We start from the raw sequence: 26,461 nt of genomic DNA, 5'->3' as shown, positions 1-26,461 counted from the left end.
TCTATAATGAGGTTATTCGGCTTTTTTAACCTCTTTTAGTAATTTTAAAGCTAACAGCATTAAAAATAATGCACCAGCTATTAAAACTCCCCAAATTAGCCATTTAGATAAAGAAGATGAATTGCTCGAATTATCATCGGTTTGCAATAATACCTTTTGGTTACCTAATTTAACTTTATCACCTAAATAAGCTTCTGGTACATCTTTTGCAGATATGGTGTCAGATAGCAGTGCTTTTTCACTTAATGATGCCGGTTTAGCTTTTGCCGAACCCCAAGCAAGAATAAATGGTCCATTATTAGCGCTGTTAAAAATAATCCTCATCCGATATAAGTAAGCGGTAACAGAAGGTGGGGTATCTAAAGAGGCATTAATTGCTTTAATTTTTAACTGTTTAATATTTAAAGTCGAATTGTTAATGTTAATTGTTTGACTTTGATTGGTATCATTTATTCTGCGAAAAATATAATCATCAAGTTTATGCCATGTTTTATCATTGTCACTAGTTTTATAAAAAATAGTTGCCGGTAAAACAGTCCGCTCATTTTGTAGTTTAACAGTGAGCTGTTTAATCGGTAGTGAGGTAGATAATTGATAAATAGCTTCTTGCTCATCAGCTGAGATTAAGTTTAAATCGATTGGATACAGATCCCTTACTGGCGTTGCTTTTCTTGATGTGAATTTAACCGTTTTAATACTAGGTATTAGTTGTTTATCTGATTTTAACTGTAAAATCCAATAGATAGATTTGAAATTCATACCAGACGGTAAGTCAATTGTATTAACGTTTAATGATTGATTATTGTTATTATTTGTCAAAGACATTATCGGAACATTATCTATCGCAGTCTGCCATCTTTTCAAATCGTTACTATATAGGAGGTTAGCGCTTGCTTGCCAATTTGACATTTTCTCGAAATCGATAGATAAACGACTAAATGGTTGACCTAATTTAATCTCACTAGGAATTTGTAACAAATAGGTTGCCTGATATTCATTTAGTTTATTGGCGTTATCAAGGTTAATTTGTACATTCTTATTATTGATATTGATATTATATTGGCCAATTGCAGATTGTTTTTTCCCTTCTATCTCATCTTCTTGATTATTATTGTTATCGTTTTCTTGATGGTTATCTAAGCTATAAACGGTGACCGGAAAAGTCTGATTTTCATCATTTTGTTGATAAACATTAGCTAATGCAAAGGGAACGGGTTGGCCTTTTTGATTGAAAACTCGAACATCATCTAATGTGCTTGATAATGCTTGAGTATAAATATCACCGGTCAGCTCTATTCGGTTATACATACTTTCGCTGTCGCTAAGTTCAATCATAGCACCATAGGCATATTGATTAGTTTTATCTGCTGCCTGACTTAAACCACTTATTAGCAAAAGTGAGCTTAATAAGATTTTTTTCATAACTTTCTATCCATTAAATTAAATAATATTCAGGAAGTTGTATTGATCTCAATGGTGAATAATGCAATTTTGTTCTTCCTGAATTTGTGTGATATTGGTTTATCAATTTAAATTATATCTTTAATATTTTTATTCATTTTCGACCACACTTTCATCATTTTGTTTCGGTGGTAACGGTGCAAAATAACCGATCAGTAACATCAATAATGCTACACCAATAAAGGCAAATGCTCGTAGTAAACCATCAATTTCTCTGATATCAACAAATATCAATTTAATAATAACAATCATTTGCATTAATTGACCACAAAACCATATTTTTCGGAGTGAATAACGGTGTCCTATAGCAATTAAAATCACAGCGCTTAACATCCAAAGTAATGATAAGGTCATTTGTACAATATTGTTGTGCCATAAATTAAATGTACTCCAACTAATATCAAATGTTTGACTCAAACAACGCAGAACAATACTGTTAGCCCAAAGGAATGTTAATGTCAGTAACAATATCACAATCAAATTAGGTAATGGTATTTTAAAGTTAGCTAAATTGGTTGTTTTATTTTCAATTTGCCAATAATTCATCGCTAATTTTAACCAAACGCAAAACATGATTAAGCTAAAAATGGCACTTTCATCAAGTGGATTAATAATTGGGATATAAGGCCAATAGATAATTTGTCCACTCATACCAAGTCCTACAATCAAATAGAATGCCATATAACTAATAAGTGGCAGCAAACCGATTGACCAATAACTTTTTATCAATGTGAATGACGTAATATATTGGCGTTTAATAAGGATATAGAATAGCAAAGTAATGCCGCTGGCAATCGTTGCTAATAAACTCCATTTTATTACCTCATATCCCCATGGTAAGGTATCGAAAAGATGGAATATTTCCCGAGAAAACCATCCGAGTAACATCCAAAATAGACTAATATGTAATAAAATAAATCGGTTATTTATACCGGTATTACTATTTATTTTGCTATCCTGTATTTTATATAGATAGATATAACCACTTATGAAGGCTGCGATCCAAGCTAGATTGCAAGGCCAATAGCTAGAAAAATAGTAACAGGAAACAGCATGGCTTTTTAGCAAACTTATTGCCAGTACCGCCCAAAGTAATAGCATTCCATGACAGATGAAATTCCAATTAATCTTTTTACCAATGAAATACCATAACCAAAAGGAAGCAGTAAAACATAATAAAATTAATGGTATTTGCAAAATAATTTGCTGTAAAAATAGCGGGATGCTTAATAAAATCCACGATATCCAAACAACAACAGCTAGAGATAAGCAAAAAGATTTGATTAATTTTGTTACTTCGGTTTTTTGTCCATATTGGTGCCATAAACAAGTATTAACTAATAAAACAGTGCTACTAATTCCTAAAAGCGAAGCGTAAAGTATAGGCGTTAGTTGATTATTTTCTAACGATATTGCTGCAGATATAATCCCTAACGACATGATTAAGGTACCTGATAGCGCTGTACGGTAGTATTTTTGAGAGAGCATAATCCAGGTAATAGCGGTTCCCTCAAACATCCACAATGTAGCAGTCCAATTGGCACTAAGTGCAAGCGGAATAGCTAATGTGATGAATGAAACACCAATAGCCAACCAATATAACGATAGTGTTTTTGCTAATGATTTCCACAAATGGAAAATAATAAAGGCACCAACAAGATAGAATAATCCAAAGCCTAGTGATGAAAATGCTGGACCAAATTCCCATTGTTGGGTAATAGCATATTGTAATCCAAATCCGCATAAAGGGGCGCCAAACAGTAATAACAAATCAATAATATTCTGGTATTTCTCTTTATTATGGATACTTCGAATTGATAACAATACCGCTAACACACCGTAAATTACTAAATTAGCAAGTATAAAGATCTGACATTCTTTATAAAATTCTGGCGTAAAACTCTGTATTCCCCAAACTAGCGATACAATAAAAGTAAAAGTAAATCCTATTAGATTAAGAATTCGCCAAGATTGTGTGATACTGATTATCAAGATTGCGGTTGAAATCATTAAATAATAACTAAATAACGCCACATGATTACCAGAACCATCGGATAATAAAATTGGTGTTACATAGCCACCAACGCAGGCAATGATTGCCAAACTTATGGCTCTTTGCAAAATAGAAAATAAAATACTGGAAGAACATATCACAACTAAAATAGCAAAGGTGATTAATGCTGGGATTAACTCATATAACTTGAAGGCAGCAAAAATGGTCAGATATAAAATTGCTATTGCACCACCTTGTAATATGAGGGCATAAATTTGACGTTTGCGGCGTAATTTCCAACCAATAGCTAATAAACCAATTCCTAATATAAGTGCACCTAAAATTCTAACTTCAGGTGAAAGATAATGGCGCTGATGTTCAATGCCGTATTTAAATAGATAGGTCAGTCCCAAAAATAGAATTATGATAGCAATTTTAGTAATAATATTGACTTTAATTAACCAATTAAACAAGCTGTAAGAGATATTAGTTTCATTGCTACGAGAATGTTTATGATATGATTCAAACGGATCAGATGAATCTTGTTTAATCTCAGGTTGGTTATCCGGTTCGGTGATTTGTGCTGAGAATGCTTGCTCAATAATTGTTAGAGTTTCGACTTTTGCTTCATCATGTTCAACACTTAATGTGTTTTCAACTATTGATTCAGAATCAGATTGGCCAGTAGTATCAGGTAAAACTGGTTCATTTTGCTCATTAATTGCCAAGTTGGAAAATGTTTCTTGTTGATGGGATGGTTTTAATGGCTGTATTGTCTCTAATTCTACCGTTACTGATTCTGAATTGTTTTCTTCTATTTCATTAGAATGCATATTAACCGTTGATTGAGCCATTTCTTGCTCAATCTCAATAAAATTAGTTTCATTTTTAGAGATAGAAGGGCTATTGAGCACTGATTCTTCTTGCCTCGTACTGTTTTCTTCTTCTACATGGGTTTTATCTGATTGATAAAGCCGCTGTGTAAAGGATAAAAGATGTTGTTGCAGTTCGGTTAATTGGTTCTGTAAGGCTGTTATTTGTTGCTTCAAATTAGCAAAATTAGCAAATACTGCAATAAACAGAATGATAATGAGGAAATAAAAAAAGAATTCCACCCTACTTTCCTTATATTTCTAACAAAGATACTTATATTTTTTTAAAATTGTTAATGCACATATAGTTATTTTCAGATTCAGTAAATCAATATTTATTCAATAAATCAATTTATTTTTTTAATTTAATGATCTCCTTCCGTTAAAAATGCTGTTTAAAATGGTAATCAAAGTGCTACATGACAGTAAGATACCTCATTTAAGGTAAAAAAACGGTTACTCAAATTCTTTTTATTGAATCATATAATGATTTTTAAGATAGCCTCTTTAGTGACTTTCTTTTATAATACTGCTCTATTTTTTCCCTTTTTTAGCTTAAAAAGAGTACTTAGGATGAAAATTTTAGCTGGTTCTTCTGCTCTATCTACATTTCGTATTAATAAAATCTTAACTTCATGTCGTGAACAATCTATCCCTATCATCAATATTGAAGCGCAATATATTCACTTTGTTGATTTAACAGATGAATTGATTGGTGAACAACAATCAACTTTGGATAAGCTGTTGCAATATGGCCCTAAAAGCGCGCAGATAGCGGTAGAAAATTCAGCAAGTAAAATACTCTTTTTAGTTACCCCACGCGAAGGCACCATTTCACCATGGTCATCAAAGGCAACCGATATAGCCCATAATTGTGGACTATCACAAATTCATCGAATAGAGCGTGGAATTGCTTATTATGTGCAAGTTAGTTCACCTTTAACCGCTATACAACAAGATATCTTCCTTGGATTAATTCATGATCGAATGATGGAGACGGTATTAAGCAGCTTTGAGCAAGCTCAGCAGTTATTTAAAGCCGAACAACCTAAACCAGTAACCACTATTGACTTATTAGGGCAAGGTCGCCAAGCATTAGAAGCAGCTAACCTAAAATTAGGTTTGGCATTAGCGTCGGATGAAATTGACTATTTGGTTGAGAATTTTCAAAAATTAAACCGTAACCCGACCGATATTGAACTTTATATGTTTGGTCAAGCAAACTCTGAACACTGTCGACATAAAATATTTAATGCTGATTGGGTAATTGATGGTGTAAAACAACCAAAATCACTGTTTAAAATGATAAAAAACACCTTTGAACATACTCCTGATTATGTGTCCTCCGCTTATAAAGATAATGCCGCAGTAATGGACGGTTCTAAAGTTGGGCGATTTTTTGCTGATTATGAGAATCGAACTTACAATTATCATCAGGAGTATGCCGATATTCTAATGAAAGTTGAAACGCATAATCATCCAACAGCAATATCTCCTTGGCCAGGTGCGGCCACTGGCAGCGGTGGTGAAATTCGTGACGAAGGTGCGACAGGTAAAGGTGCTAAACCTAAAGCCGGATTAGTTGGCTTTTCAGTTTCAAATTTACGTATTCCTAATTTTGAGCAACCTTGGGAACAAGATTTTGGTAAACCCGATCGAATTGTTAGCGCCTTCGATATTATGATGGATGGCCCTTTAGGTGGTGCGGCATTTAATAATGAATTTGGTCGTCCGGCGTTATTAGGCTACTTCCGTACTTATGAAGAGAAAGTCAATAGCTTTAATGGCGAAGAGGTCAGAGGCTATCATAAACCAATTATGTTAGCCGGTGGTATGGGAAATATTCGTCGTGAACATATCCAAAAAGGTGAATTTCCTATCGGCTCCAAATTAATTGTATTAGGTGGGCCAGCCATGAATATCGGTTTAGGTGGTGGTGCAGCCTCATCTATGACATCAGGACAATCAGATGCTGATCTTGATTTTGCTTCAGTGCAACGTGATAACCCCGAAATGGAGCGTCGTTGCCAAGAGGTAATCGATCGTTGTTGGCAGCTTGGTGATAAAAATCCTATTTTATTTATCCATGATGTGGGCGCTGGTGGCTTGTCTAATGCTATGCCGGAATTGGTTAGCGATGGTGGCTGTGGTGGTCAGTTTGAATTACGTAAAATATTAAGCGATGAACCGGGTATGTCACCGTTAGAAATTTGGTGTAATGAATCACAAGAGCGTTATGTACTGGCTATTCACCCAGAAAGCTTGGAATTGTTTGATGAACTTTGTAAGCGTGAACGCACTCCTTATGCGGTGATTGGTGAAGCCACAATAAATAAAGCGGTCGTGTTACATGATAAACATTTCAACAATAATCCAATAGATTTACCGTTAGATGTGTTACTGGGCAAAACTCCTAAAATGTTACGAGATGTTAAATCTAGCCAAGCAGAAGGGGATCATTTTTCAACAGCGGATATCAATTTATATGATGCAGTAAAACGAGTTTTACATTTGCCTGTTGTGGCGGAAAAAACTTTCTTAATTACCATTGGTGATCGTTCGGTAACCGGTATGGTTGCTCGAGATCAGATGGTTGGACCTTGGCAAGTGCCGGTTGCCGATTGCGCGGTGACAACAGCCAGTTTAGACAGTTATTACGGTGAAGCAATGTCAATGGGGGAACGAGCTCCTGTTGCTCTGCTTAATTTTGCTGCATCAGCTAGATTAGCGGTTGGTGAAGCAATTACCAATATTGCTGCGACAAATATTGGCGACATTAAACGTATTAAGCTTTCAGCTAACTGGATGGCTGCCGCCGGTCATCCAGGTGAAGATGCTGGTCTTTATCAAGCGGTTAAAGCCATTGGTGAAGAGTTATGTCCTGCTTTAGGATTAGCTATTCCAGTTGGTAAAGACTCTATGTCAATGAAAACAACATGGCAACAAGATGGTGAACAAAAAACGGTAACTTCACCGTTATCATTGGTGATTTCCGCTTTTGCGCGTGTTGAAGATGTGCGTAAAACAGTTACCCCACAACTTTGTACAGATGAGGATAATCTATTACTATTTATTGATTTATCTAAAGGTCATCAAGCATTAGGGGCTACAGCATTAGCGCAGGTTTATCGTCACCTAGGGCAAAGAACCGCTGATGTCCGTGATGCCAAAGAGTTAGCGGATTTTTATCAAGCTATCCAAACGTTAATCGCTCAAAAAAGCTTACTGGCTTATCATGACCGTTCAGATGGTGGTTTATTGGTTACACTGGCTGAAATGGCATTTGCCGGGCATTGTGGTATTGATGTTGATATTCATTCACTCGGTAGTGATGTAATTACTTCACTGTTTAATGAAGAACTTGGTGCAGTTATTCAAATTCGTGGCAGTGAGCTAGACAAAGTGATGGCCTGCTTTAACCAGTTTAGGCTTTCGCATGCAGTTCACACACTAGGAAAAGCTAAAGCTGGACAGCAATTTATCGTACGCAATAATTCTGCTGTGGTGTATAGCGAATCGCGTCTAACGTTAAGAACATGGTGGGCTGAAACCACATGGCAGATGCAACGTTTACGTGATAATCCAGCATGTGCCGATCAAGAGCATCAACTCAAACAAAATGATGAAGATCCGGGCTTGAATGTGCAACTTACCTTCGATCCAGCGCAAGACATTGCTGCACCTTATATCGTCAAAGGTGTAAAACCGAAAGTGGCAATTCTACGCGAACAAGGCGTGAACTCACATGTTGAAATGGCAGCAGCATTTGCTCGCGCTGGTTTTGAATCAGTTGATGTCCATATGACAGATTTATTATCTGGCCAAGTGACCTTGAATCAGTTTAATACACTTGTTGCTTGTGGTGGTTTTTCATATGGTGATGTATTAGGGGCAGGCGAAGGCTGGGCTAAGTCGATTTTATTTAATGAACAAGTTCGCCATGAGTTTGAACAGTTTTTCCATCGTAATGATACTTTGTCATTAGGGGTCTGTAATGGTTGCCAGATGATGTCGAATCTAAAAGATCTGATACCTGGGGCAGAGTTATGGCCGCGTTTTGTACGTAACGTATCGGAACGTTTTGAGGCGCGTTTTAGTTTAGTTCAAATTCAATCTAGTCCGTCATTACTATTTACCGATATGGCAGGTTCGCATATGCCGATTGCGGTTTCACATGGTGAAGGTCAAGTCGAAACCCGTGATTTAGAACATTTGACTCGTTTAGAAGCTTCTGGCTTGGTTGCAGTTCGATATATTGACCATTTTGGTAAAGCGACAGAGCAGTACCCGGCAAACCCAAATGGTTCACCAAATGGTATTACCGCAGTAACCTCAAGTGATGGTCGAGCAACGATTATGATGCCGCACCCAGAGCGAGTATTTAGAACGGTAACCAATTCGTGGCATCCAGATAATTGGGGGGAAGATAGCCCTTGGATGCGTATTTTCCGTAATGCTCGTAAGCAACTTGGTTAGTAAAAAAATCGCCGACAATAGTCGGCGATTTATAAACATAATTTTAGCTTTAACCGTTTACTTTTTTCTACTCTTTAACGGCTGTGCTAAATCATTATTCATTCTTCGCAATAATTGCTCAGTTGTTTCAAAGTTAATGCAAGCGTCAGTAACTGATACCCCATATTTGAAATTTTCTTTTGGTTGTTCGGATGATTGATTGCCTTCAAATAAATTACTTTCTATCATGACACCAATAATTGAATTATTACCTTGCTTAATTTGCTCAATAATTGAGTCAGCAACAATTGGTTGATTACGGTAATCTTTGTTTGAGTTGGCGTGACTACAATCTATCATTAGGTTAGGTACTAATTTAGCCTTATCCATTTGCAGTTCGCATAATGCAACATTTTCAGCATCAAAATTAGGTGCTTTGCCACCTCTTAGAATGACATGACCATGTGGATTGCCCAAGGTTTGTAATACAGTAACTTGCCCTTGTTGATTAATACCCACAAATCGATGAGCCATGGAAGCTGATTTCATGGCATTAATCGCCACATCTAAACTGCCATCTGTGCCATTTTTAAAGCCAACAGGCATTGATAACCCTGACGCCATTTCGCGGTGGGTTTGTGATTCCGTGGTTCTTGCGCCAATAGCCGACCAGCTGATTAAATCACCAATGTATTGAGGTGTATTTGGGTCTAATGCTTCAGTGGCAATGGGTAAGCCGATTTTAGAGATATCAAGAAGTAATTTACGAGCTTTTTTCAGACCATGTTCAATATCAAACGAACTATCCATATGCGGGTCATTGATCATGCCTTTCCAACCAACGGTTGTTCTTGGTTTTTCAAAATAGACACGCATGACAATAAATAAGTTATCTTTAACTTCATCAGAAAGTTTTTTCAGTTTATGCGCATATTCAATTGCGGCTTGAGTATCGTGAATTGAGCAAGGACCGCAAACAATCAATAAACGGTGATCACGACGTTCTAAAATATTTACGATGGTTTGGCGTGAAGCGGCAATTTGGTTTTCTAATTCAGAAGATAATGGATAAAGATTTTTAATCTCTTCTGGGGTGATTAGCATCTGTTCATCTCTGATTCGAACATTATTTAGTGTGTCTTTTAACATTTTATTTTCCTTGTTAAAATCATTCATATTTTTTATATGTAAAATATTAAATACATAAACATGACATATGTAAACACAAAATTACATTGCAGTAAACTTAATTTTCGATATTTTACTTAATTAATTTAGTTGTGTAATAAAATGTTTACATATCACCTGTGAAACTGTGATTTGATAGTCGATTATTTTTTTGTTATAACTGACTTTAAGATTAATAAGTTGTGACCAGCATAATTTTTACTATTAGGAACTCATCAGCATGAAGAATGATAAGCGATTCCTCAATTTAATGGGGACCATAATTCAAATCTGGGTCGAACATGATCGTGCAAAAGATTTATTAGATATAGCTGAAAAAAAATTAATTGATTATGAAAGTCGTTTTAGCGCTAATTGTCGCAATTCAGATTTAATGCAAATCAATCTTAATGCCGGTATTAAGCCTGTAACAGTAAAACCCGATCTTTTTACCTTGATAAAAATAGGTAAAGCGCAAAGTTTAATTAATAATCGTTTTTTAAATATTGCAATTGGTCCGCTCATACAAGCATGGCGAGTCGGATTTCATGACGCTAGATACCCACCGGATTCAGAGATTCAGCAACTTTTAACTCTTATCGATCCAAATGATATTGTTTTGGATGAGGTAAATAAGTCGGTATTTTTAAAATATAAAGGAATGGCCATTGATCTGGGGGCGTTAGCTAAAGGGTATTTTGCCGATAACATACTGCAAATTTTTAAAAAACTGAACGCAAAATCGGCATTTATTGATTTAGGGGGCAATGTATTAACTTATGGTGAGTGTCCCTTTCATGATGATGGATTTTGGCGAGTAGGTATTCAAAACCCGTTTCAAAGTCGCGGCAATGTAATTAAGGTATTAAAGATTAAAAATCAATCGGTAGTCACATCTGGACTTTATGAAAGAACATTTAATTATAAAGGTAAAACTTATCATCATATTTTTAACAGTCAAACCGGATATCCTGTAGAAACAGAGATCGAAAGCCTTACCATTGTATCAACGCATTCAATAGATGGTGAAATTTTGACGACGCAACTCTATGGTTATAGTGCCGAGAATGCGATAAAAAAAATTAATCAATTAGCCAATATTGAAGGAATGGTTATTACCACCAATAAAGAATTTGCTTGTTCAAATGGGTTATTGACGTAATCTACAGCTAATTTGGTTATTTAAGATTAGTCATTAACCCGATAATTTATGGTATAGAAGAGATGAATAGGTCAATAAGTTCTTTTTCCACACTGCTAAGCATTTTATGAGAAGAGTAGGCAATAAAATAACTCAACGAGATGAGATCCAAAGGCAGTGGTATTAAATTATATGCTAGATCACCTGGTTTTTCATTGACACAGACGCTTTCAGGGATAAAAGTAATTCCTAACCCTTTTTTAGCTAACTCAACAAGTGTAAAAATGTTACTACTTTCGAGAATAATATTGGGTTGAATCCGATATTTTTGAATAAGATAATCAACTTGTTGACGAATTGCTGAACCATGTGCAGTCAAAATAAGCTTTTCTTGTAACAATGATTTCATGAATTTATGATTATATTCATTAGCGTTAACTTCTTTTCGATATAATTTTGAGGTTTCTGGTATTAAGGCGTAATATCGATGTTTACCACATTTATGACAAATTAAATTTTGGGATATTGTTTCTGGATTCTGTCCTATAAAAAAATCCAGGGTTTGATTTTCAATTTTTTCTTCACTATTTTTAGGAATATATTCATGTAATTCTATTTTAATATCAGGATATTTACTCATAAATTTAGGTAAAAATAGCGGTAGTAGATAAGTCCCTAAACTTGGTAATACACCAATTTGGATAACGGTATAATCACTGTCAGTATATTTTTTGATTTTTCTTTTGAATTGTTCTTGTTCGTTAACTAATGATGTTAAATACTGATAATAGATCTTTCCCGCTTCGGTTAATTGTAAGGGGGTACTTTGCCGATTGATAATATCAATCCCTAGTTCATTTTCTATTTTTTTTATTGTTTGGGTTAGATATGATTGAGAAATATACAAATTCTGCGCAGCTTTAGTGTAATTGCCATGCTTAAGTAAAACATCAATGTATTGCAACATACTGAGCGAATTAATTTTTGCCATTTGTTTAAATTCTTTTATTAAACCTCATTATAATAAATTACTTATAACCCCATAATTAATCAGCTATTTCACAAACCTTTTTTTCTGTTCTACACTAGCTTACATAATGATTTGCACAATAGTCAATAGGCCTAATATAACTAAAATTCAATCTACCTCTTTGTGCTGTCGACTAAAGAATTTGTATTACTAAAATTTTAATATTGATTTAATTGTACTGTAAGGTACTAAGTGAGGTTATAAAGTGAAATTCGTTGGTATAGTTGGAACTAATTCAGATAGTTCTACTAATAGAAAATTACTTCATTATATGAGAGAACATTTTGCTGATAAAGCAGAAATTGAAGTTTGTGAAATAAAATCGTTACCGGCATTTAATGAACCGAAGGATAAAACGCCTCCTCCAGCGGTTAAAGCGTTATCGGATAAAATTGAATCGGCTGACGGAATCATCATTGCCACGCCAGAATATGATCATTCAATAACAGCCGCGTTGAAAAGTGTTATTGAATGGCTGTCTTATACCACCAGACCGTTGATTAATAAATGTGTCATGATTGTTGGTGCATCGCACGGTATGTTAGGTTCTTCAAGAGCCCAAGCTCATTTAAGGCAAATCTTAGATGCTCCTGAATTGAAAGCCCGTATTATGCCTAGTTCTGAATTTTTATTAGGAAAATCTCTGCAAGCATTTGATGAAAAAGGTAATCTGGTTTATTTAGACAAAGTGAAAGAATTGGAAGAGTGTTTTGACGAATTTTTATTATTTGTAAAATTAACTAACCAATTACTGGCGACAGAAAAATTTAATACCGAGCAAAATAAAAAATTCAGTTGGTTAAAAACAGCAGAAGAAGGAGCATTGTCATGAAATTAATTGGAATTGTTGGAACTAATGCTCAAGAATCTTATAACCGAATGCTATTACAATTTATGCAAAAACATTTTAAGCATAAAGCAGAAATTGAAATATTAGAATTGACCGATGTCCCAATGTTTAATGAGTCAGATGATCAATCTAATAGTGATATTATTCAGCATTTTAATAATAAAATTATTGAGGCTGATGGCGTTATTATTGCAACACCAGAACATAATCATTCGATTCCTTCAGCTTTGAAAAGTATACTTGAATGGCTTTCATTTAATTTACATCCTTTTGATGGTAAACCGGTGATGATTGTTGGTGCATCTTATGATGTACAAGGTTCGTCACGTGCTCAATTACATTTACGCCAAATTCTTGATGCCCCAGGTGTTAATGCAACCGTTATGCCTGGCTACGAATTTTTGCTCGGTCAAGCACATCATGCTTTTGATGAACAGGGTAATATTAAATCAGAACGGACTATCGATTTTCTTGAAAGTTGCTTTTGGCGTTTTTTACGTTTCACTCAAGTTGCTAATTTACTTAATGTGCCGGAAGAGATTACCTATGAACCGGGCCAATATTGTGTAACTGCGCCTGGACATAATGGTGATTTACCTATGGTAGTTACGTTATCAATGGATCGTATTGAATCAATTGATATTGATACTGAAGGTGAATCAGAGGGAATTGCTGATGTCGTATTTAAACGTATTCCTTCACAAATTCTTGAAGGTCAGACCCTTAATGTTGATATTTTATCAGGAGCTTCAGTAACGAGTAATGGTGTTATCGACGGCGTGGCTAAAGCAATAAAAATGGCAGGAGCTAACCCGGATGTATTACGTAAAAGACCGAAAGCACCGAGTGCGGTCGATACTTCAGATGCACAGTATACTACTGATGTAGTGGTAGTTGGTGCTGGTGGGGCTGGATTATCCGCAGCTGCAAGTATTTTGCAGGAAGGTAAAAAGGTCATAGTCGTGGAAAAATTCCCAGCTATTGGCGGTAATACTGTACGGACCGGAGGTCCAATGAATGCGGCAAATCCGCAATGGCAAAACACTTTTGATGCTATCGCGGGTGAAAGTCATACTTTACAGGAAATTTCGGCTATTGATGAGTCAACGATTGATAGTGAATATCTTGATGATTTTAAAGAGTTAAAACAACAAATTACCAACTATTTAGCTGAAAATACCGGTAAAACAGGTTATTTGTTTGATTCAGCATTATTACATCGTATCCAAACTTATCTTGGTGGTAAACGTACAGACCAATTAGGTAATATTATTTATGGTCAATATGATTTGGTTAAAATTTTAACTGACGAGGCGTTAGAATCGGTCAAGTGGCTTGAAGATGTTGGTGTTGAGTTTGACAAACACGACGTGACAATGCCAGTTGGTGCTTTATGGCGTAGAGGTCATAAACCGTTAAAAAGTGAAGGTTATGCATATGTTTCTGCTTTACAGAAATATGTTGAAGATCATGGTGGCGTAATCATTACTGACACAGCGGTTAAAAAACTGATAGTTGAAGATGGACATGTATCTGGAGTTATTGGTACTGGTTTAAATGGTAAAAAAATTACTGTTAAAGCCAATGCTGTCATCTTGGCATCAGGCGGTTTTGGTGCAAATACTAAAATGTTAAAAGAGTATAATACTTATTGGACAGAAATTGACGATGATATTAAAACCTCTAACTCACCAGCTATTACAGGCGATGGTATTATTTTAGGGCAAAGTGTTGGCGCTGATTTGGTCGGTATGGGATTTTCTCAAATGATGCCGGTTTCCGATCCTGACACAGGTGCATTATTCAGTGGACTACAAGTACCACCGCAAAATTTCATTATGGTAAACAAGCAAGGTAAGCGATTTGTTAATGAATATGGTAGTCGAGATAAACTAACTCAGGCCGCTATTGATAATGGTGGGTTATTTTATTTAATTGCTGATGAACAAATTAAAAAAACGGCTTACAACACTTCGCAAGAAAAAATTGATAAGCAAATTGCTGCCGGAACGCTATTTTGCGCTAACACCCTAGAAGAGTTAGCTGAAAAACTAGCAATGGATTCGACAGTCTTTAAACAAACTATTGCTGATTATAATACTTATGTTGATGCTGGACACGATCCTGAATTTGGTAAAGATGTGTTTGATCTAAAAGTTGAAATTCCGCCATTCTATGCTACGCCAAGAAAACCGGCAGTACATCATACAATGGGTGGTTTAAGAATTGATACACAAACTCATGTATTAGATAGTAAGGGACAAAAAATTTCCGGTCTATATGCTGCAGGTGAAGTGGCAGGAGGTATCCATGCAGGAAATCGTTTGGGCGGTAACTCTCTAACTGATATTTTTACATTTGGTCGAATTGCAGGAAAAACGGCTTCGCATGACATAAATCTAAGGAAGGATAGCAATCATGGATCAAACAAATAAAACGATAAATCGATGGGTAGTACTAATTGCCTCAACTTCGATTTTACTTTGTACTGGGGCCATTTATGCTTTTAGTGTATTCGCCGAACCATTAAGCCTTGCAAAAAATTGGAGTAAAGCGGATGTCATGATTGCATTTTCAATTAATGCAGCAGTGGGTCCTATTCCGATGATACTAGGTGGTTTTTTAACCGATAAAGGGTTGGCAAAATGGTCTAGTGTTATTGGTGGGCTGTTATTTGGGCTTGGTTTTTTCCTATCAGGTTTTGTTACTAGTCCAATTATGTTGTATGTAACTTATGGATTATTAAGTGGTTTTGGCCAAGGGTTGGCCTATTCTGGCTGTTTAAGTAATACTATAAGGTTTTTCCCGGATAAAAAAGGTCTTGCCTCCGGAATTATCACCGCCGGGATGGGCGGTGCATCGATTATCGCTGCGCCGATAGGTCATCATTTAATTGAAAATTATGGGGTTTTGCATGCTTTTCAAACACTTGGATGTAGCTATTTAATCGTCGTTGTGGTTGCCAGTGTCTTTATTAAAGTTGCCCCCGTTAATTACCAACCAGAAGGTTGGACTCCGGCAAGTATTCAACAAGGTAAAGCTATTATTAATAAAAATTGGCTAGAGATGTTACAAACACCTTATTTTTACCTTATATTTTTTATGCTTGGAACAGGGGCTTTCTCGGGATTAATGATTGCCTCAAACGCCTCTGGAATTGGTCAACAAATGTTTGGATTAACTGCGGGTATTGCTTCATTTTATGTGAGTTTATATTCGTTAAGTAATTGTGCCGGACGTGTGGTTTGGGGGACAGTGTCAGATAAACTGGGACGAAATAAAACATTGAATATCATTTTTTTGGTAATCATCTTTGCTTTTATCGCATTTTTATATATACCATCGCAAATAGGTTTTGCAATAGGAATTATAGCGTTAGGTTTATGTTTTGGTGGTGTGATGGGCGTTTTCCCGCCAATGGTAATGGAAAATTATGGTCCAGTTAATCAAGGCGTAAACTATGGTGTCATTTTTATTGGCTATTCTTCAGCAGCCTTTTTTGCCCCCAAAGTAACCGCTGATATTTTAGCAAATAATGGTGGAAGTTATACCTATGCGTTTTATATCGCTATTTCAGTGGCATTCGTTGGTTTAATATTAAATATAATCTATAAATCACTAAAGAATAGACAATAATACTTAAGTTTATTGTCTATTATATTGGTAAAGGGAGCACACTGTTAGTGCTCCTTTATTTACATATACAATATCATTTAACATAGTTAAATAAATTTTATGAGTTGTTTATTGACTCAAGTACCACACTTTTCTCTATTCCATCCATTACTTCAACCTGACCAATTTTAGTTGGAATTACTAACCGAAGCTTACCAGAAATAACTTTTTTATCTCGTAACATATGGGGAATATAAGATTCGATTGTCATCTGTTCTGGTCTTTTAACTGGCAGTTTAGCTTTAATTAATAAATTTTTTATTCTTTCAATATCTTTATCTGCCAACAGACCTAGCAATTTAGCTGTTTGTGCCGCCATTAACATACCAACACTAACTGCTTCGCCATGTAACCAATTGCCATAGCCGAGCTCGGCTTCAATGGCATGCCCATAGGTATGACCAAGATTTAAAATAGCACGCATATCTTGTTCGGTTTCATCGGCGGCAACCACTTGAGCCTTTAATTCACAGCAGCGATAAATACAATGACTTAAGGCATCGACATCTAAATTAAGCAAATCATCAATATGAGTCTCTAACCAATTAAAAAAAGCAGAGTCCATAATAATGCCATATTTAATTACTTCAGCTAGACCGGCAGAGAGCTCTCTTTGTGGTAAGGTTTTTAAACAATTAATATCAATTACCACTGATTGAGGTTGATAAAATGCGCCAATCATATTTTTACCTAAAGGATGATTAATAGCCGTTTTACCGCCAACTGAAGAATCGACTTGAGATAATAAGGTTGTCGGAACCTGAATAAATTTAATTCCACGTTGGTAAGCAGAAGCCGCAAATCCTGCTACATCACCAATAACTCCCCCACCAAGCGCAACAAGTATACTGCTTCGAGTATGATTATTGGCGAGTAAAGCAGTTAAAATTTGGTTCCATGTTTCCATCGTTTTATATTGTTCACCATCAGGTACAATAACAGAGTCAGTTTTGACGCCATGAGCCTCAAGCATATCAAGCAAATGTTGTAAATAAATTGGAGCAATGGTGTCATTGGTGACAACAAGAACTCTCTGGCCACTATGCAGTTTAAAATGTTCAAATTGACTAAGTAAGTTTTCACCAATAGTAATTGGGTAACTGCGATTGTCTAACGCCACATTTAAGATCTTTTGCATAATTCTTTCCAGATAAGTTAATACCAATTTAATCTTGCATGTTAACGATAAAAAAGTAGCAGTGCAACTTAGAATCATTTAAACTTACCCGTAATTTTTATCTGTAATGTTGAATTTATATGTCTTTATCGTTGGTGTTAGCACAAAAAAATTGGTGTGTAGGTGATATTGAAGGTAATACTCAGCAAATCATTGAACTGATACGAAACCATTCATCGCATGATCTGATTATTTTCTCTGAACTTGCAATCTGTGGTTATCCTCCAGAGGATTTAATTTATCGTGATGATTTTAAAATTCGTTGCCAACATGCTTTATCAACTATTAAACAAGCCAGTAAACAATGTGGAGTGATTGTTGGACATCCTCATTGGCAAGGTGGGGTAGTTTATAATGCGTTATCACTGTTTTTTGAAGGACAGCTGTTAGCGTGTTATCACAAACAGCTGTTACCTAATTATGATGTATTTGATGAAAAACGTTATTTCACGGCCGGTGAACACACTTGCGTTGTCGATTTCAAAGACAAAAAAATTGGTTTATTAATCTGTGAAGATCTATGGCAATCTGAACCTATCGATCGAATTGATGCGAATTGTGCAGATTTGGTTATCTCTATCAATGCGTCACCTTATGCTTATGAAAAACAGCAATATCGCCAAGAACTGATTAAACAACATGCTCTAAGAACCGGTTTACCAATTATCTATGTTAATCAAATAGGTGGTCAAGATGAGCTTGTTTTTGATGGTGGATCATTTGTATGTAATGAAAAAGGCAATATTATTCATCAATTAAACTCTTTTGAAGAGCAAATTTCCGTTTTTCAAATGGGGGATAATCATCAACCTGTCTCTGTTTCTAAAAATGAACCACTAGCTGATGTTTATGACGCATTAGTTCTCGCGACTCGCGATTACATTACCAAAAATGGTTTCCAAGGAGCGGTATTGGGGTTATCTGGTGGAATTGATTCGGCTTTAACTTTGGCAATCGCTGTTGATGCTTTAGGTAAAGATAAAGTACAAGCAGTTATGATGCCATTTCGTTATACGGCGGATATTAGTATCACTGATGCTAAAGAAGAGGCGGAAATATTAGGTGTTGAGTTTGATATCATTTCAATCGAACCGATGTTTGATGCTTTTATGTCTTCTTTAACACCGATGTTTTTGGGGACACAAAAAGATACTACCGAAGAGAACCTACAAGCGCGTTGTCGTGGCGTCATTTTAATGGCACTTTCCAATAAACGTCGAAGGTTAGTATTAACGACTGGTAATAAAAGCGAAATGTCGGTCGGTTATGCTACACTGTATGGCGATATGGCTGGTGGTTTTGATGTGCTTAAAGATGTGCCTAAAACCATGGTATTTGCATTATCTAAATATCGAAATAGCCGATCGTATGTTATCCCAGAACGCGTTATTACTCGTCCTCCATCAGCTGAACTTGCGCCAGATCAAAAAGATGAAGACAGTCTACCTCCTTATGATATTTTAGATGGAATATTAAAAGGCTATGTTGAACAAGATTTTTCCGTTGAACAACTGATTACGCAAGGTTATGATGAAGCAACTGTAAGGCGAGTGGTTAAATTAGTTGATATCAACGAATATAAAAGACGGCAATCAGCAGTTGGGCCGAAAATAACTGCGCGTAACTTTGGTAAAGGCAGACGCTATCCAATAACTTCTGCTTTTGGTTTTAAGAATTGGTAATCTCGAATTAAGGGCAAAGAGATATGAAAAAAATTGAAGCAATTATTAAACCTTTTAAATTAGACGATATTCGAGAAGCACTTGCCGATCAAGGCATTACCGGCATGACAGTCACGGAAGTGAAAGGGTTTGGTCGTCAAAAAGGACATACTGAACTTTATCGGGGTGCAGAATATATGGTTGATTTTTTACCAAAGGTAAAAATAGAACTTGTTGTTGCTGATGATATTTTAGAAACCTGTATTGAAACTATCATGAAAACAGCGCAAACCGGCAAAATTGGTGATGGAAAAATATTTGTTTATAATGTTGAACAAGTAATACGTATTCGTACTGGCGAAATGGATGAGTCAGCTATTTAATTTGATCGATTTGAATATCAGGGCGTTCTTGCCGAAGTAAATTATTGGTGACAATGCCTTGAATAGAACAGATAAGAAGTTGCATATTATCCCCCTTTTCAAGTAATAATAATTTTTCAGTGGTATTGGGCGCTGGAATCGTTTTAACGCCAACAACAGTTCCGGTATTTTTATGCCAGACTTGAATATCATCACTAACACTTCGAATCATTGGATTGGCGATATACAGAAGATTATCCTCCATATTTTTCCACTCTAGAAAGTCTAAACTGTCACGTATCTCATTTATATCGTTATCAATAATAAAACCCCAAAAATAGTATTTACCCATTTTTTTTAAATCCATTGCACTATCATAATAACCAATAAGTTTCAGGTTTTTATATTGAATAGGAGATTTGAAATACACAAAGTTTTTGTTAGTATCTGAGCGATTTTCAACGGGAATATAAGCTTGATTCTGGTTAAAAACCTCAACATTAGTATGAGTTTTTAACTCTTCTCTATGTGCATAGATATGATTAAAAAAATCTGGATTACAGGCTGTCAATTCTTGAATCAGTGGTAATTTATCTGCTGATGCGAAAAATGAAAAAAAAATAAAAAGCGTTAATATAGCGTTTTTAAACATGTTGATTGAAATTGACAATAATGGATACCATTTAGTTAATACCGCTGATTGTATAATTATTACAACAGAATAACAATCTAAAGGCGTCTTTTCTTTTTTAAAGAAATATTAAGATATTTACAACTAGTTAATTGTTAAAAAGTTGCTAAAAATCTTTAGAACAAAAAAATATAATTAATCAAGTTTAAATCAAACAAATATTCATTTATGGAAGACAGATCCCATATTTATTAATTAATACTAAATAATTGTTTGAATATCAAAAAAATTACTATAGTTTAGCATAAACTCATTCTTTGGAGTTACATGTTGTAGTAAGTGAAAAAGGGAATTTTTATGCTTAAGACATTAGCAATAAATATTAAACATGAGTTTTCTTACCTTAAAGATGTTACTTTACGTTCATTTTTTGGCGGATTCAGTCTGAATAGCGAATCAATTATGTTTGCCTGGATAGATCAAAATAATATTTATTTAAGGGCCCATGATGAGTATCGGTCAATGTTTATTGAGTTAGGTATGCTGCCACTTGATTTAATTTTTGATGGATCGCATAAACTACTTGATTACTATAGAGTTGAAGATGAATTACGCCAAGATAGACAAAAATTGCATACTATTGTACAAATGGTTATTAAATATGCTAAGCAAGATCTTGATGAGAAATTAGCTAAAAGCCAAAGTCGTTTAAAATCATTACCCAATATGACAGTTTCTTTGGAAAAATTAATGGTAAGTGCTGGTATTATCAATATTAACATTTTCAGAGAGGTAGGTTATTTGGAAACTTATTATCGGATAAAAAGTAAAAACCCAAAGTTGTCGATTAATATTCTATTTGGATTATTTGGCGCATTACATGGCCGACATGTTGGAACATTATCATCCGAATCGAAACAAATAATTGAATTAGCTTATCAGAATTTTTTGAAGAAAAAATAGGTTTTAAATTAATTGGTAACTTAATAATTAAGAAGAATACCATCATTAAATGTATTTTTAATAATGGTATTGAGTTAATTTTTTAGATATTTATCAATTATCTTTTTACGATGGTTTTCTACGGTTGGTTCTTTTAAATGGTTTAGGTGTTGGCAAGCCAGATAATAACGCCTGAGGGTCATATTGGCTAACTGGAATTGGGTGGTCAATGGCTTTTTCAATAGCGGGTAAGTTTTGTGAATAACGTTCACAAGCTAGTGAAATTGAATAGCCTTCAGCGCCAGCACGTCCGGTACGACCAATTCGATGTCTATAATCATCACAATCATCAGGAAGATCGTAGTTAAAAACGTGAGTTACATTTGGAATATGTAAGCCACGAGCCGCGACGTCTGTTGCTACTAATATATCAAGTTCGCCTTGAGTAAATTTATCAAGGATGGATAAACGTTTTTTTTGTGCAATATCGCCGGTAAGTAATCCAACACGATGACCATCAGCAACTAAATGACGCCAGATTTTTTCACAAGCGACTTTGGTGTTAGCAAATACAATGCTTCGCTCGGGCCACTCTTCTTCTATAAGTGTTTGTAATAAAGCTAATTTATCTTCATTTGATGGGAAAAATAGCTCTTCTTTTATTCTATGACCAATTTTTTGTTCTGGTTCTACTTCAACATATTGTGGTTCATTCATGTATTCAAAAGCAAGTTCACGCACATTGTGGGTTAAGGTTGCTGAAAATAACATGGTAAGACGATTTTGTGGTGGGGTCATCTGTCTAAATATCCATCGGATATCACGGATGAAGCCTAAATCAAACATACGATCGGCTTCGTCCAAAACAGCAACTTGTATTGCCCCTAAATTGATATAATTTTGTTTTGCATAATCAATTAAGCGTCCTGTAGTTGCAATCAATATATCCACACCGGCAGAAAGCATTTTTAATTGCTTATCATAACCATCACCACCATAAGCTAATCCTAATTTAATACCTGTTTCTTCTGAAAGAGGTAGCGCATCATTATATATTTGTACAACCAATTCGCGTGTAGGCGCAATAATGATAGCTCTTGGTTGATTAGGTTTATGCTCGGATAATGGACCATTATTCAATAAATGATTAAATGTTGATGCCAAAAACGCAATCGTTTTACCTGTACCGGTTTGTCCTTGTCCTGCAATGTCAATTCCTTTGGTTGTTAATGGCAATGTTTGCTCTTGAATTGGGGTACAGTAAACGAAACCTTTTGTCTCCAATGCTTTGATGACTGAAGGGTGTAAGGGAAATTGATTGAAAGTTGTTTTTGTAAGGTATGATTGAATCATTATTGTTTAGAAGATAATTATCAGAGTGTCGCAATTGTAACACACTAAATACAACAACTTCACTAATAATTATGTCCTATTAGAATAATTACTAGCGGTAAATATGAAAATATCCTAATATATTTTTAGATAAATTCCTTAGGAGATAATTAAATGAGTCATAACATTGTTGCACTTACTGAAGCTACATTTGATAAGACGATAAATGAATCAACTAAACCGATTCTAGTCGATTTTTGGGCTCAATGGTGTAGACCTTGTAAACAAATTGCCCCTATTTTAGATGAACTCGCTGAAGAATACGGTGACAAAATTATTTTTACTAAATTAAATGTGGAACAAAATCCTAGTGTTGCCCCTAAATTTGGTATTCGTGGTATTCCAACGTTATTAATTTTTAAAAATGGTCAAGTTGTTGCTACTCATGTAGGCGAATCATTAAAAGCGCAACTTAGAGCTTTTATTGAACCATTCCTTTAATTAAAATCTAAATTTGTTCAGTAAATATAATAATAAGCGTTTAAAATAGCGCTTATTATTTTTTTATTCCAATAAAATATAATTAAAAATATAGACATCCCTATAAATTTAGTGTAAATTGCTAAACTCTTACATAGACCCCTTTCAGCAATCCATTGTTTTTCTTGATAAAGTGGTGAGAATTCAATATCCAAAGTATATAATTATCATCGAAAGCTAGGTAATAAATTAATTTTACATATTGCTAGAAAGAGAATTTTTTATAAGTAAATGAAAGAAATATACAAAAATAGCAGTAATTGCAAACATATCAATTTTATCCTCAAGAATTTATAAACTATGAATTTAACTGAATTAAAAAACACTTCTGTTTCCGAGCTTGTAGCGCTTGGTGAGAAAAAAATGGGGCTTGAAAATCTTGCCCGTCTTAGAAAACAAGATATTATTTTTGCAATTTTAAAACAGCACGCTAAAAGTGGCGAAGATATTTTCGGCGATGGTGTACTTGAAATTTTGCAAGATGGCTTTGGCTTTTTACGCTCTGCTGATAGTTCTTATTTAGCTGGTCCTGACGATATATATGTATCACCAAGTCAAATTAGACGATTTAATTTGAGAACGGGTGATACTATTGCCGGTAAAATTAGGCCGCCAAAAGAAGGTGAGCGATACTTTGCGTTATTAAAAGTAAATGAAGTTAATCACGATAAACCTGAAGACGCTCGCAATAAAATCCTTTTCGAAAACCTAACTCCTCTACATCCTAATTCTCGCTTACGTATGGAACGTGGTAATGGCTCTACTGAAGATATTACCGCCAGAGTTCTTGATTTAGCTTCGCCAATTGGTAAAGGTCAACGTGGTTTGATTGTAGCTCCACCAAAAGCAGGTAAAACCATGTTATTACAAAACATTGCTCAAAGCTTAGCGGTAAATCATCCAGAATGTGAATTAGTGGTATTGATGATTGATGAACGACCAGAAGAAGTTACCGAAATGCAACGTTTAGTCAAAGGGGAAGTTGTGGCTTCTACGTTTGACGAACCAGCGGCAAGACATGTTCAGGTTGCCGAAATGGTAATTGAACGAGCAAAACGTTTAGTCGAACATAAAAAAGATGTGATTATTTTATTAGATTCGATTACCCGTTTAGCTCGTGCATATAACACGGTTATTCCATCATCAGGTAAAGTATTAACAGGTGGTGTTGATGCTAATGCATTACATCGTCCTAAACGCTTTTTTGGTGCAGCACGTAATGTGGAAGAAGGTGGTAGCTTAACAATTATTGCGACTGCTCTAATTGATACCGGCTCTAAAATGGATGAAGTTATTTACGAAGAGTTTAAAGGTACCGGTAATATGGAAGTTCATTTATCGCGCAAAATTGCAGAACGACGTGTTTTCCCTGCGATTGATTTTAACCGTTCTGGTACGCGTAAAGAAGATTTAATGACTTCGCCTGATGAACTACAAAAAATGTGGATTTTACGTAAAATCCTCAATCCAATGGGTGAAATTGACGCAATGGAGTTCTTAATCGATAAACTTGCCATGACGAAAACCAATGACGAGTTTTTTGAAATGATGAAGCGTTCATGATTCGCTTAATTGCAAAACAGTTTAACTAAATAGTGAAAAACCGTATTATGTATTGATACGGTTTTTTTTATGGCAATATATCACTTAATGGTAATATTCCATCGAATTAATATACTAGTAGCAAAACCTTATTAAGGTTATAGAGATTAAATAAAGGAGCCAAATTATGTCAAAACAGCAAATCGGTGTCATTGGAATGGCCGTGATGGGGCGAAACCTAGCACTGAATATTGAAAGTCGAGGATTTTCAGTATCAATTTACAATCGCTCTAGAGACAAAACAGAAGAGGTTATAGCAGAACATTCTGATAAACAATTGGTTCCTTATTATACTATTGAAGAGTTTGTTAATTCTTTAGAAAAACCTCGCCGCATCCTAATTATGGTGCAAGCAGGTAAAGGTACCGATGCTGTCATTGATGAACTTAGACCCTTGTTAGATAAAGGTGATATTATTATAGATGGTGGAAATGCTTATTTTGAAGACACTATTCGTCGTAATAAAATGTTATCTAATGAAGGCTTTAATTTTATAGGGGCTGGTGTTTCTGGTGGTGAAGAAGGTGCACTAAAAGGCCCTTCAATTATGCCTGGCGGTCAAAAAGAAGCTTATGAACTGGTTGCCCCAATTTTAGAAAAAATTGCTGCAAAAGCGAATGGGGAACCTTGCGTAGCTTATATCGGCCCTGATGGAGCAGGACATTATGTGAAAATGGCTCACAACGGCATTGAATATGGTGATATGCAATTAATTGCCGAAACCTATAGTGTGTTAAAACATGTAGGAGGGTTAACTAATGATGAACTTTCTGATGTTTTTTCTGATTGGAATAAAGGCGAGTTAGATAGTTATTTAACTGAAATCACGGCTGATATCTTTAAGTATAAAGATGAAAATGGCGATTATCTGGTAGATAAGATCCTTGACGCGGCAGGCAATAAAGGTACTGGCAAATGGACAAGCCAAAGCGCATTAGATTTAGGTGAACCATTATCTTTAATTACTGAATCGGTATTTGCACGTTATATTTCAGCGATTAAAGATCAACGCGTTGCTGCATCAAAAGTACTAAGAGGACCTAGTAAAGAGGCATTTACAGGAGATAAGCAAGCACTAATTGAAAAAGTTCGTAAAGCACTTTATATGGGGAAAATTATCTCTTATGCCCAAGGATTTGCGCAATTGAAAGCCGCATCAGAACATTATAATTGGCAACTAAATTATGGTGAAATTGCCAAGATTTTTAGAGCGGGTTGTATTATTCGTGCACAATTTTTACAAAAAATTACTGATGCTTATAGTGAAAATAATAATATTGATAACTTACTTTTAGCACCATATTTTTCTAAAACCGTTGAAGCTTATCAACAATCATTGCGTGATGTTATCTGTTTAGCCGTTTCACAAGGGATCCCGGTTCCTACTTTATCGGCAGCAATTGCATATTATGATAGTTATCGCTCAGAAGTATTACCTGCTAATTTAATTCAGGCTCAACGAGACTATTTTGGTGCACATACTTATAGACGTATCGATAAAGATGGCGTATTTCATACTGAATGGTTAAATATTGAATCTTAATTCTAATTAAAATCTGTTCTAATATTA

Annotated in this window: 18 protein-coding genes; 11 read left to right on the top strand and 7 right to left on the bottom strand. The window is 35.2% G+C overall.

Translation table 11 applies throughout. The features are described from left to right. Positions 1-12 precede the first annotated feature (12 nt). Together AC5LXV_RS16295 and AC5LXV_RS16290 are read right to left on the bottom strand one after the other, a co-directional pair. On the bottom strand, positions 13-1,422 hold the full coding sequence (locus tag AC5LXV_RS16295; RefSeq protein WP_493467041.1) for a DUF3999 family protein: 1,410 nt from the start codon (positions 1,420-1,422) through the stop codon (positions 13-15). 129 nt (positions 1,423-1,551) lie between these two features. Beyond that, positions 1,552-4,569 (bottom strand): DUF2339 domain-containing protein, encoded by a 3,018-nt coding sequence (locus AC5LXV_RS16290; RefSeq protein ID WP_493467040.1) that lies wholly within the window; start codon positions 4,567-4,569, stop codon positions 1,552-1,554. Between the two features lie 330 nt (positions 4,570-4,899). On the opposite strand from AC5LXV_RS16290, the gene purL reads away from it, so the two are divergent. Further along, positions 4,900-8,802, top strand: a complete 3,903-nt coding sequence (purL, locus tag AC5LXV_RS16285; protein ID WP_493467039.1) for a phosphoribosylformylglycinamidine synthase — start codon at positions 4,900-4,902, stop codon at positions 8,800-8,802. A 57-nt stretch (positions 8,803-8,859) separates the two neighbouring features. Here purL and AC5LXV_RS16280 read toward each other — a convergent pair whose 3' ends face one another. After that, positions 8,860-9,930, bottom strand: a complete 1,071-nt coding sequence (locus tag AC5LXV_RS16280; RefSeq protein WP_493467038.1) for a 3-deoxy-7-phosphoheptulonate synthase — start codon at positions 9,928-9,930, stop codon at positions 8,860-8,862. A 259-nt stretch (positions 9,931-10,189) separates the two neighbouring features. Between AC5LXV_RS16280 and AC5LXV_RS16275 the strand changes: the two genes are divergently transcribed. Further along, positions 10,190-11,110: an FAD:protein FMN transferase gene (locus AC5LXV_RS16275; protein WP_493467037.1), complete on the top strand. Its 921-nt coding sequence runs from the start codon at positions 10,190-10,192 to the stop codon at positions 11,108-11,110. A 46-nt stretch (positions 11,111-11,156) separates the two neighbouring features. Here the strand turns inward: AC5LXV_RS16275 and AC5LXV_RS16270 are convergent, their stop codons facing one another. Continuing rightward, the gene (locus AC5LXV_RS16270; RefSeq protein ID WP_493445449.1) at positions 11,157-12,080 is read right to left on the bottom strand and encodes a LysR family transcriptional regulator; all 924 of its coding nucleotides are present in this window, start codon (positions 12,078-12,080) and stop codon (positions 11,157-11,159) included. 244 nt (positions 12,081-12,324) lie between these two features. Here AC5LXV_RS16270 and AC5LXV_RS16265 point away from each other — a divergent pair, with 244 nt between their 5' ends. The 3 genes from AC5LXV_RS16265 to AC5LXV_RS16255 are packed head-to-tail and all read left to right on the top strand — an operon-like array spanning position 12,325 to position 16,605. Next, positions 12,325-12,951 (top strand): NADPH-dependent FMN reductase, encoded by a 627-nt coding sequence (locus AC5LXV_RS16265; RefSeq protein WP_086364966.1) that lies wholly within the window; start codon positions 12,325-12,327, stop codon positions 12,949-12,951. Next, the gene (locus AC5LXV_RS16260; RefSeq protein WP_493467036.1) at positions 12,948-15,404 is read left to right on the top strand and encodes a flavocytochrome c; all 2,457 of its coding nucleotides are present in this window, start codon (positions 12,948-12,950) and stop codon (positions 15,402-15,404) included. Before AC5LXV_RS16265 ends, AC5LXV_RS16260 begins: the two co-directional genes overlap by 4 nt. Beyond that, entirely contained in the window at positions 15,388-16,605 is a 1,218-nt protein-coding gene (locus AC5LXV_RS16255) for an L-lactate MFS transporter (RefSeq protein ID WP_086364968.1), read from the top strand. Before AC5LXV_RS16260 ends, AC5LXV_RS16255 begins: the two co-directional genes overlap by 17 nt. 97 nt (positions 16,606-16,702) lie before the next feature. Here the strand turns inward: AC5LXV_RS16255 and aroB are convergent, their stop codons facing one another. Continuing rightward, positions 16,703-17,782, bottom strand: a complete 1,080-nt coding sequence (gene aroB, locus AC5LXV_RS16250) for a 3-dehydroquinate synthase (RefSeq protein WP_493467035.1) — start codon at positions 17,780-17,782, stop codon at positions 16,703-16,705. A gap of 113 nt (positions 17,783-17,895) precedes the next feature. Between aroB and AC5LXV_RS16245 the strand changes: the two genes are divergently transcribed. After that, a complete protein-coding gene (locus tag AC5LXV_RS16245; protein WP_493468015.1) occupies positions 17,896-19,503 on the top strand; it encodes an NAD+ synthase in 1,608 nt (535 codons plus the stop codon). 23 nt (positions 19,504-19,526) lie between these two features. Beyond that, the gene (gene glnB, locus AC5LXV_RS16240; protein WP_034883030.1) at positions 19,527-19,865 is read left to right on the top strand and encodes a nitrogen regulatory protein P-II; all 339 of its coding nucleotides are present in this window, start codon (positions 19,527-19,529) and stop codon (positions 19,863-19,865) included. Here glnB and AC5LXV_RS16235 read toward each other — a convergent pair. After that, positions 19,858-20,514: a hypothetical protein gene (locus AC5LXV_RS16235; RefSeq protein ID WP_493467034.1), complete on the bottom strand. Its 657-nt coding sequence runs from the start codon at positions 20,512-20,514 to the stop codon at positions 19,858-19,860. The two genes, glnB and AC5LXV_RS16235, sit on opposite strands and share 8 nt — an antisense overlap. A 318-nt stretch (positions 20,515-20,832) precedes the next feature. On the opposite strand from AC5LXV_RS16235, the gene AC5LXV_RS16230 reads away from it, so the two are divergent. After that, positions 20,833-21,438 (top strand): TfoX/Sxy family DNA transformation protein, encoded by a 606-nt coding sequence (locus tag AC5LXV_RS16230; RefSeq protein WP_493467033.1) that lies wholly within the window; start codon positions 20,833-20,835, stop codon positions 21,436-21,438. A 105-nt stretch (positions 21,439-21,543) separates the two neighbouring features. Here AC5LXV_RS16230 and rhlB read toward each other — a convergent pair whose 3' ends face one another. Next, a complete protein-coding gene (gene rhlB, locus AC5LXV_RS16225; RefSeq protein ID WP_493467032.1) occupies positions 21,544-22,770 on the bottom strand; it encodes an ATP-dependent RNA helicase RhlB in 1,227 nt (408 codons plus the stop codon). Positions 22,771-22,923: 153 nt separating this feature from the next. Here rhlB and trxA point away from each other — a divergent pair, with 153 nt between their 5' ends. The 3 genes from trxA (at position 22,924) to gnd (ending at position 26,434) form a co-directional block, all read left to right on the top strand. Continuing rightward, the gene (gene trxA / locus AC5LXV_RS16220; RefSeq protein WP_493467031.1) at positions 22,924-23,250 is read left to right on the top strand and encodes a thioredoxin TrxA; all 327 of its coding nucleotides are present in this window, start codon (positions 22,924-22,926) and stop codon (positions 23,248-23,250) included. 339 nt (positions 23,251-23,589) lie between these two features. Continuing rightward, positions 23,590-24,852: a transcription termination factor Rho gene (gene rho, locus AC5LXV_RS16215; RefSeq protein ID WP_034883026.1), complete on the top strand. Its 1,263-nt coding sequence runs from the start codon at positions 23,590-23,592 to the stop codon at positions 24,850-24,852. 166 nt (positions 24,853-25,018) lie between these two features. Continuing rightward, positions 25,019-26,434 carry an NADP-dependent phosphogluconate dehydrogenase gene (gene gnd / locus AC5LXV_RS16210; RefSeq protein ID WP_110432494.1) on the top strand — a complete coding sequence of 472 codons (1,416 nt, stop codon included), beginning with the start codon at positions 25,019-25,021 and terminating at the stop codon, positions 26,432-26,434. The last annotated feature ends 27 nt before the right edge of the window (positions 26,435-26,461 follow it).

Source organism: Gilliamella sp. LMG 34359 (assembly GCF_984569085.1).
Note: the sequence above shows the minus strand (reverse complement) of the source record. Positions and strands in the feature narration are given on the sequence as shown.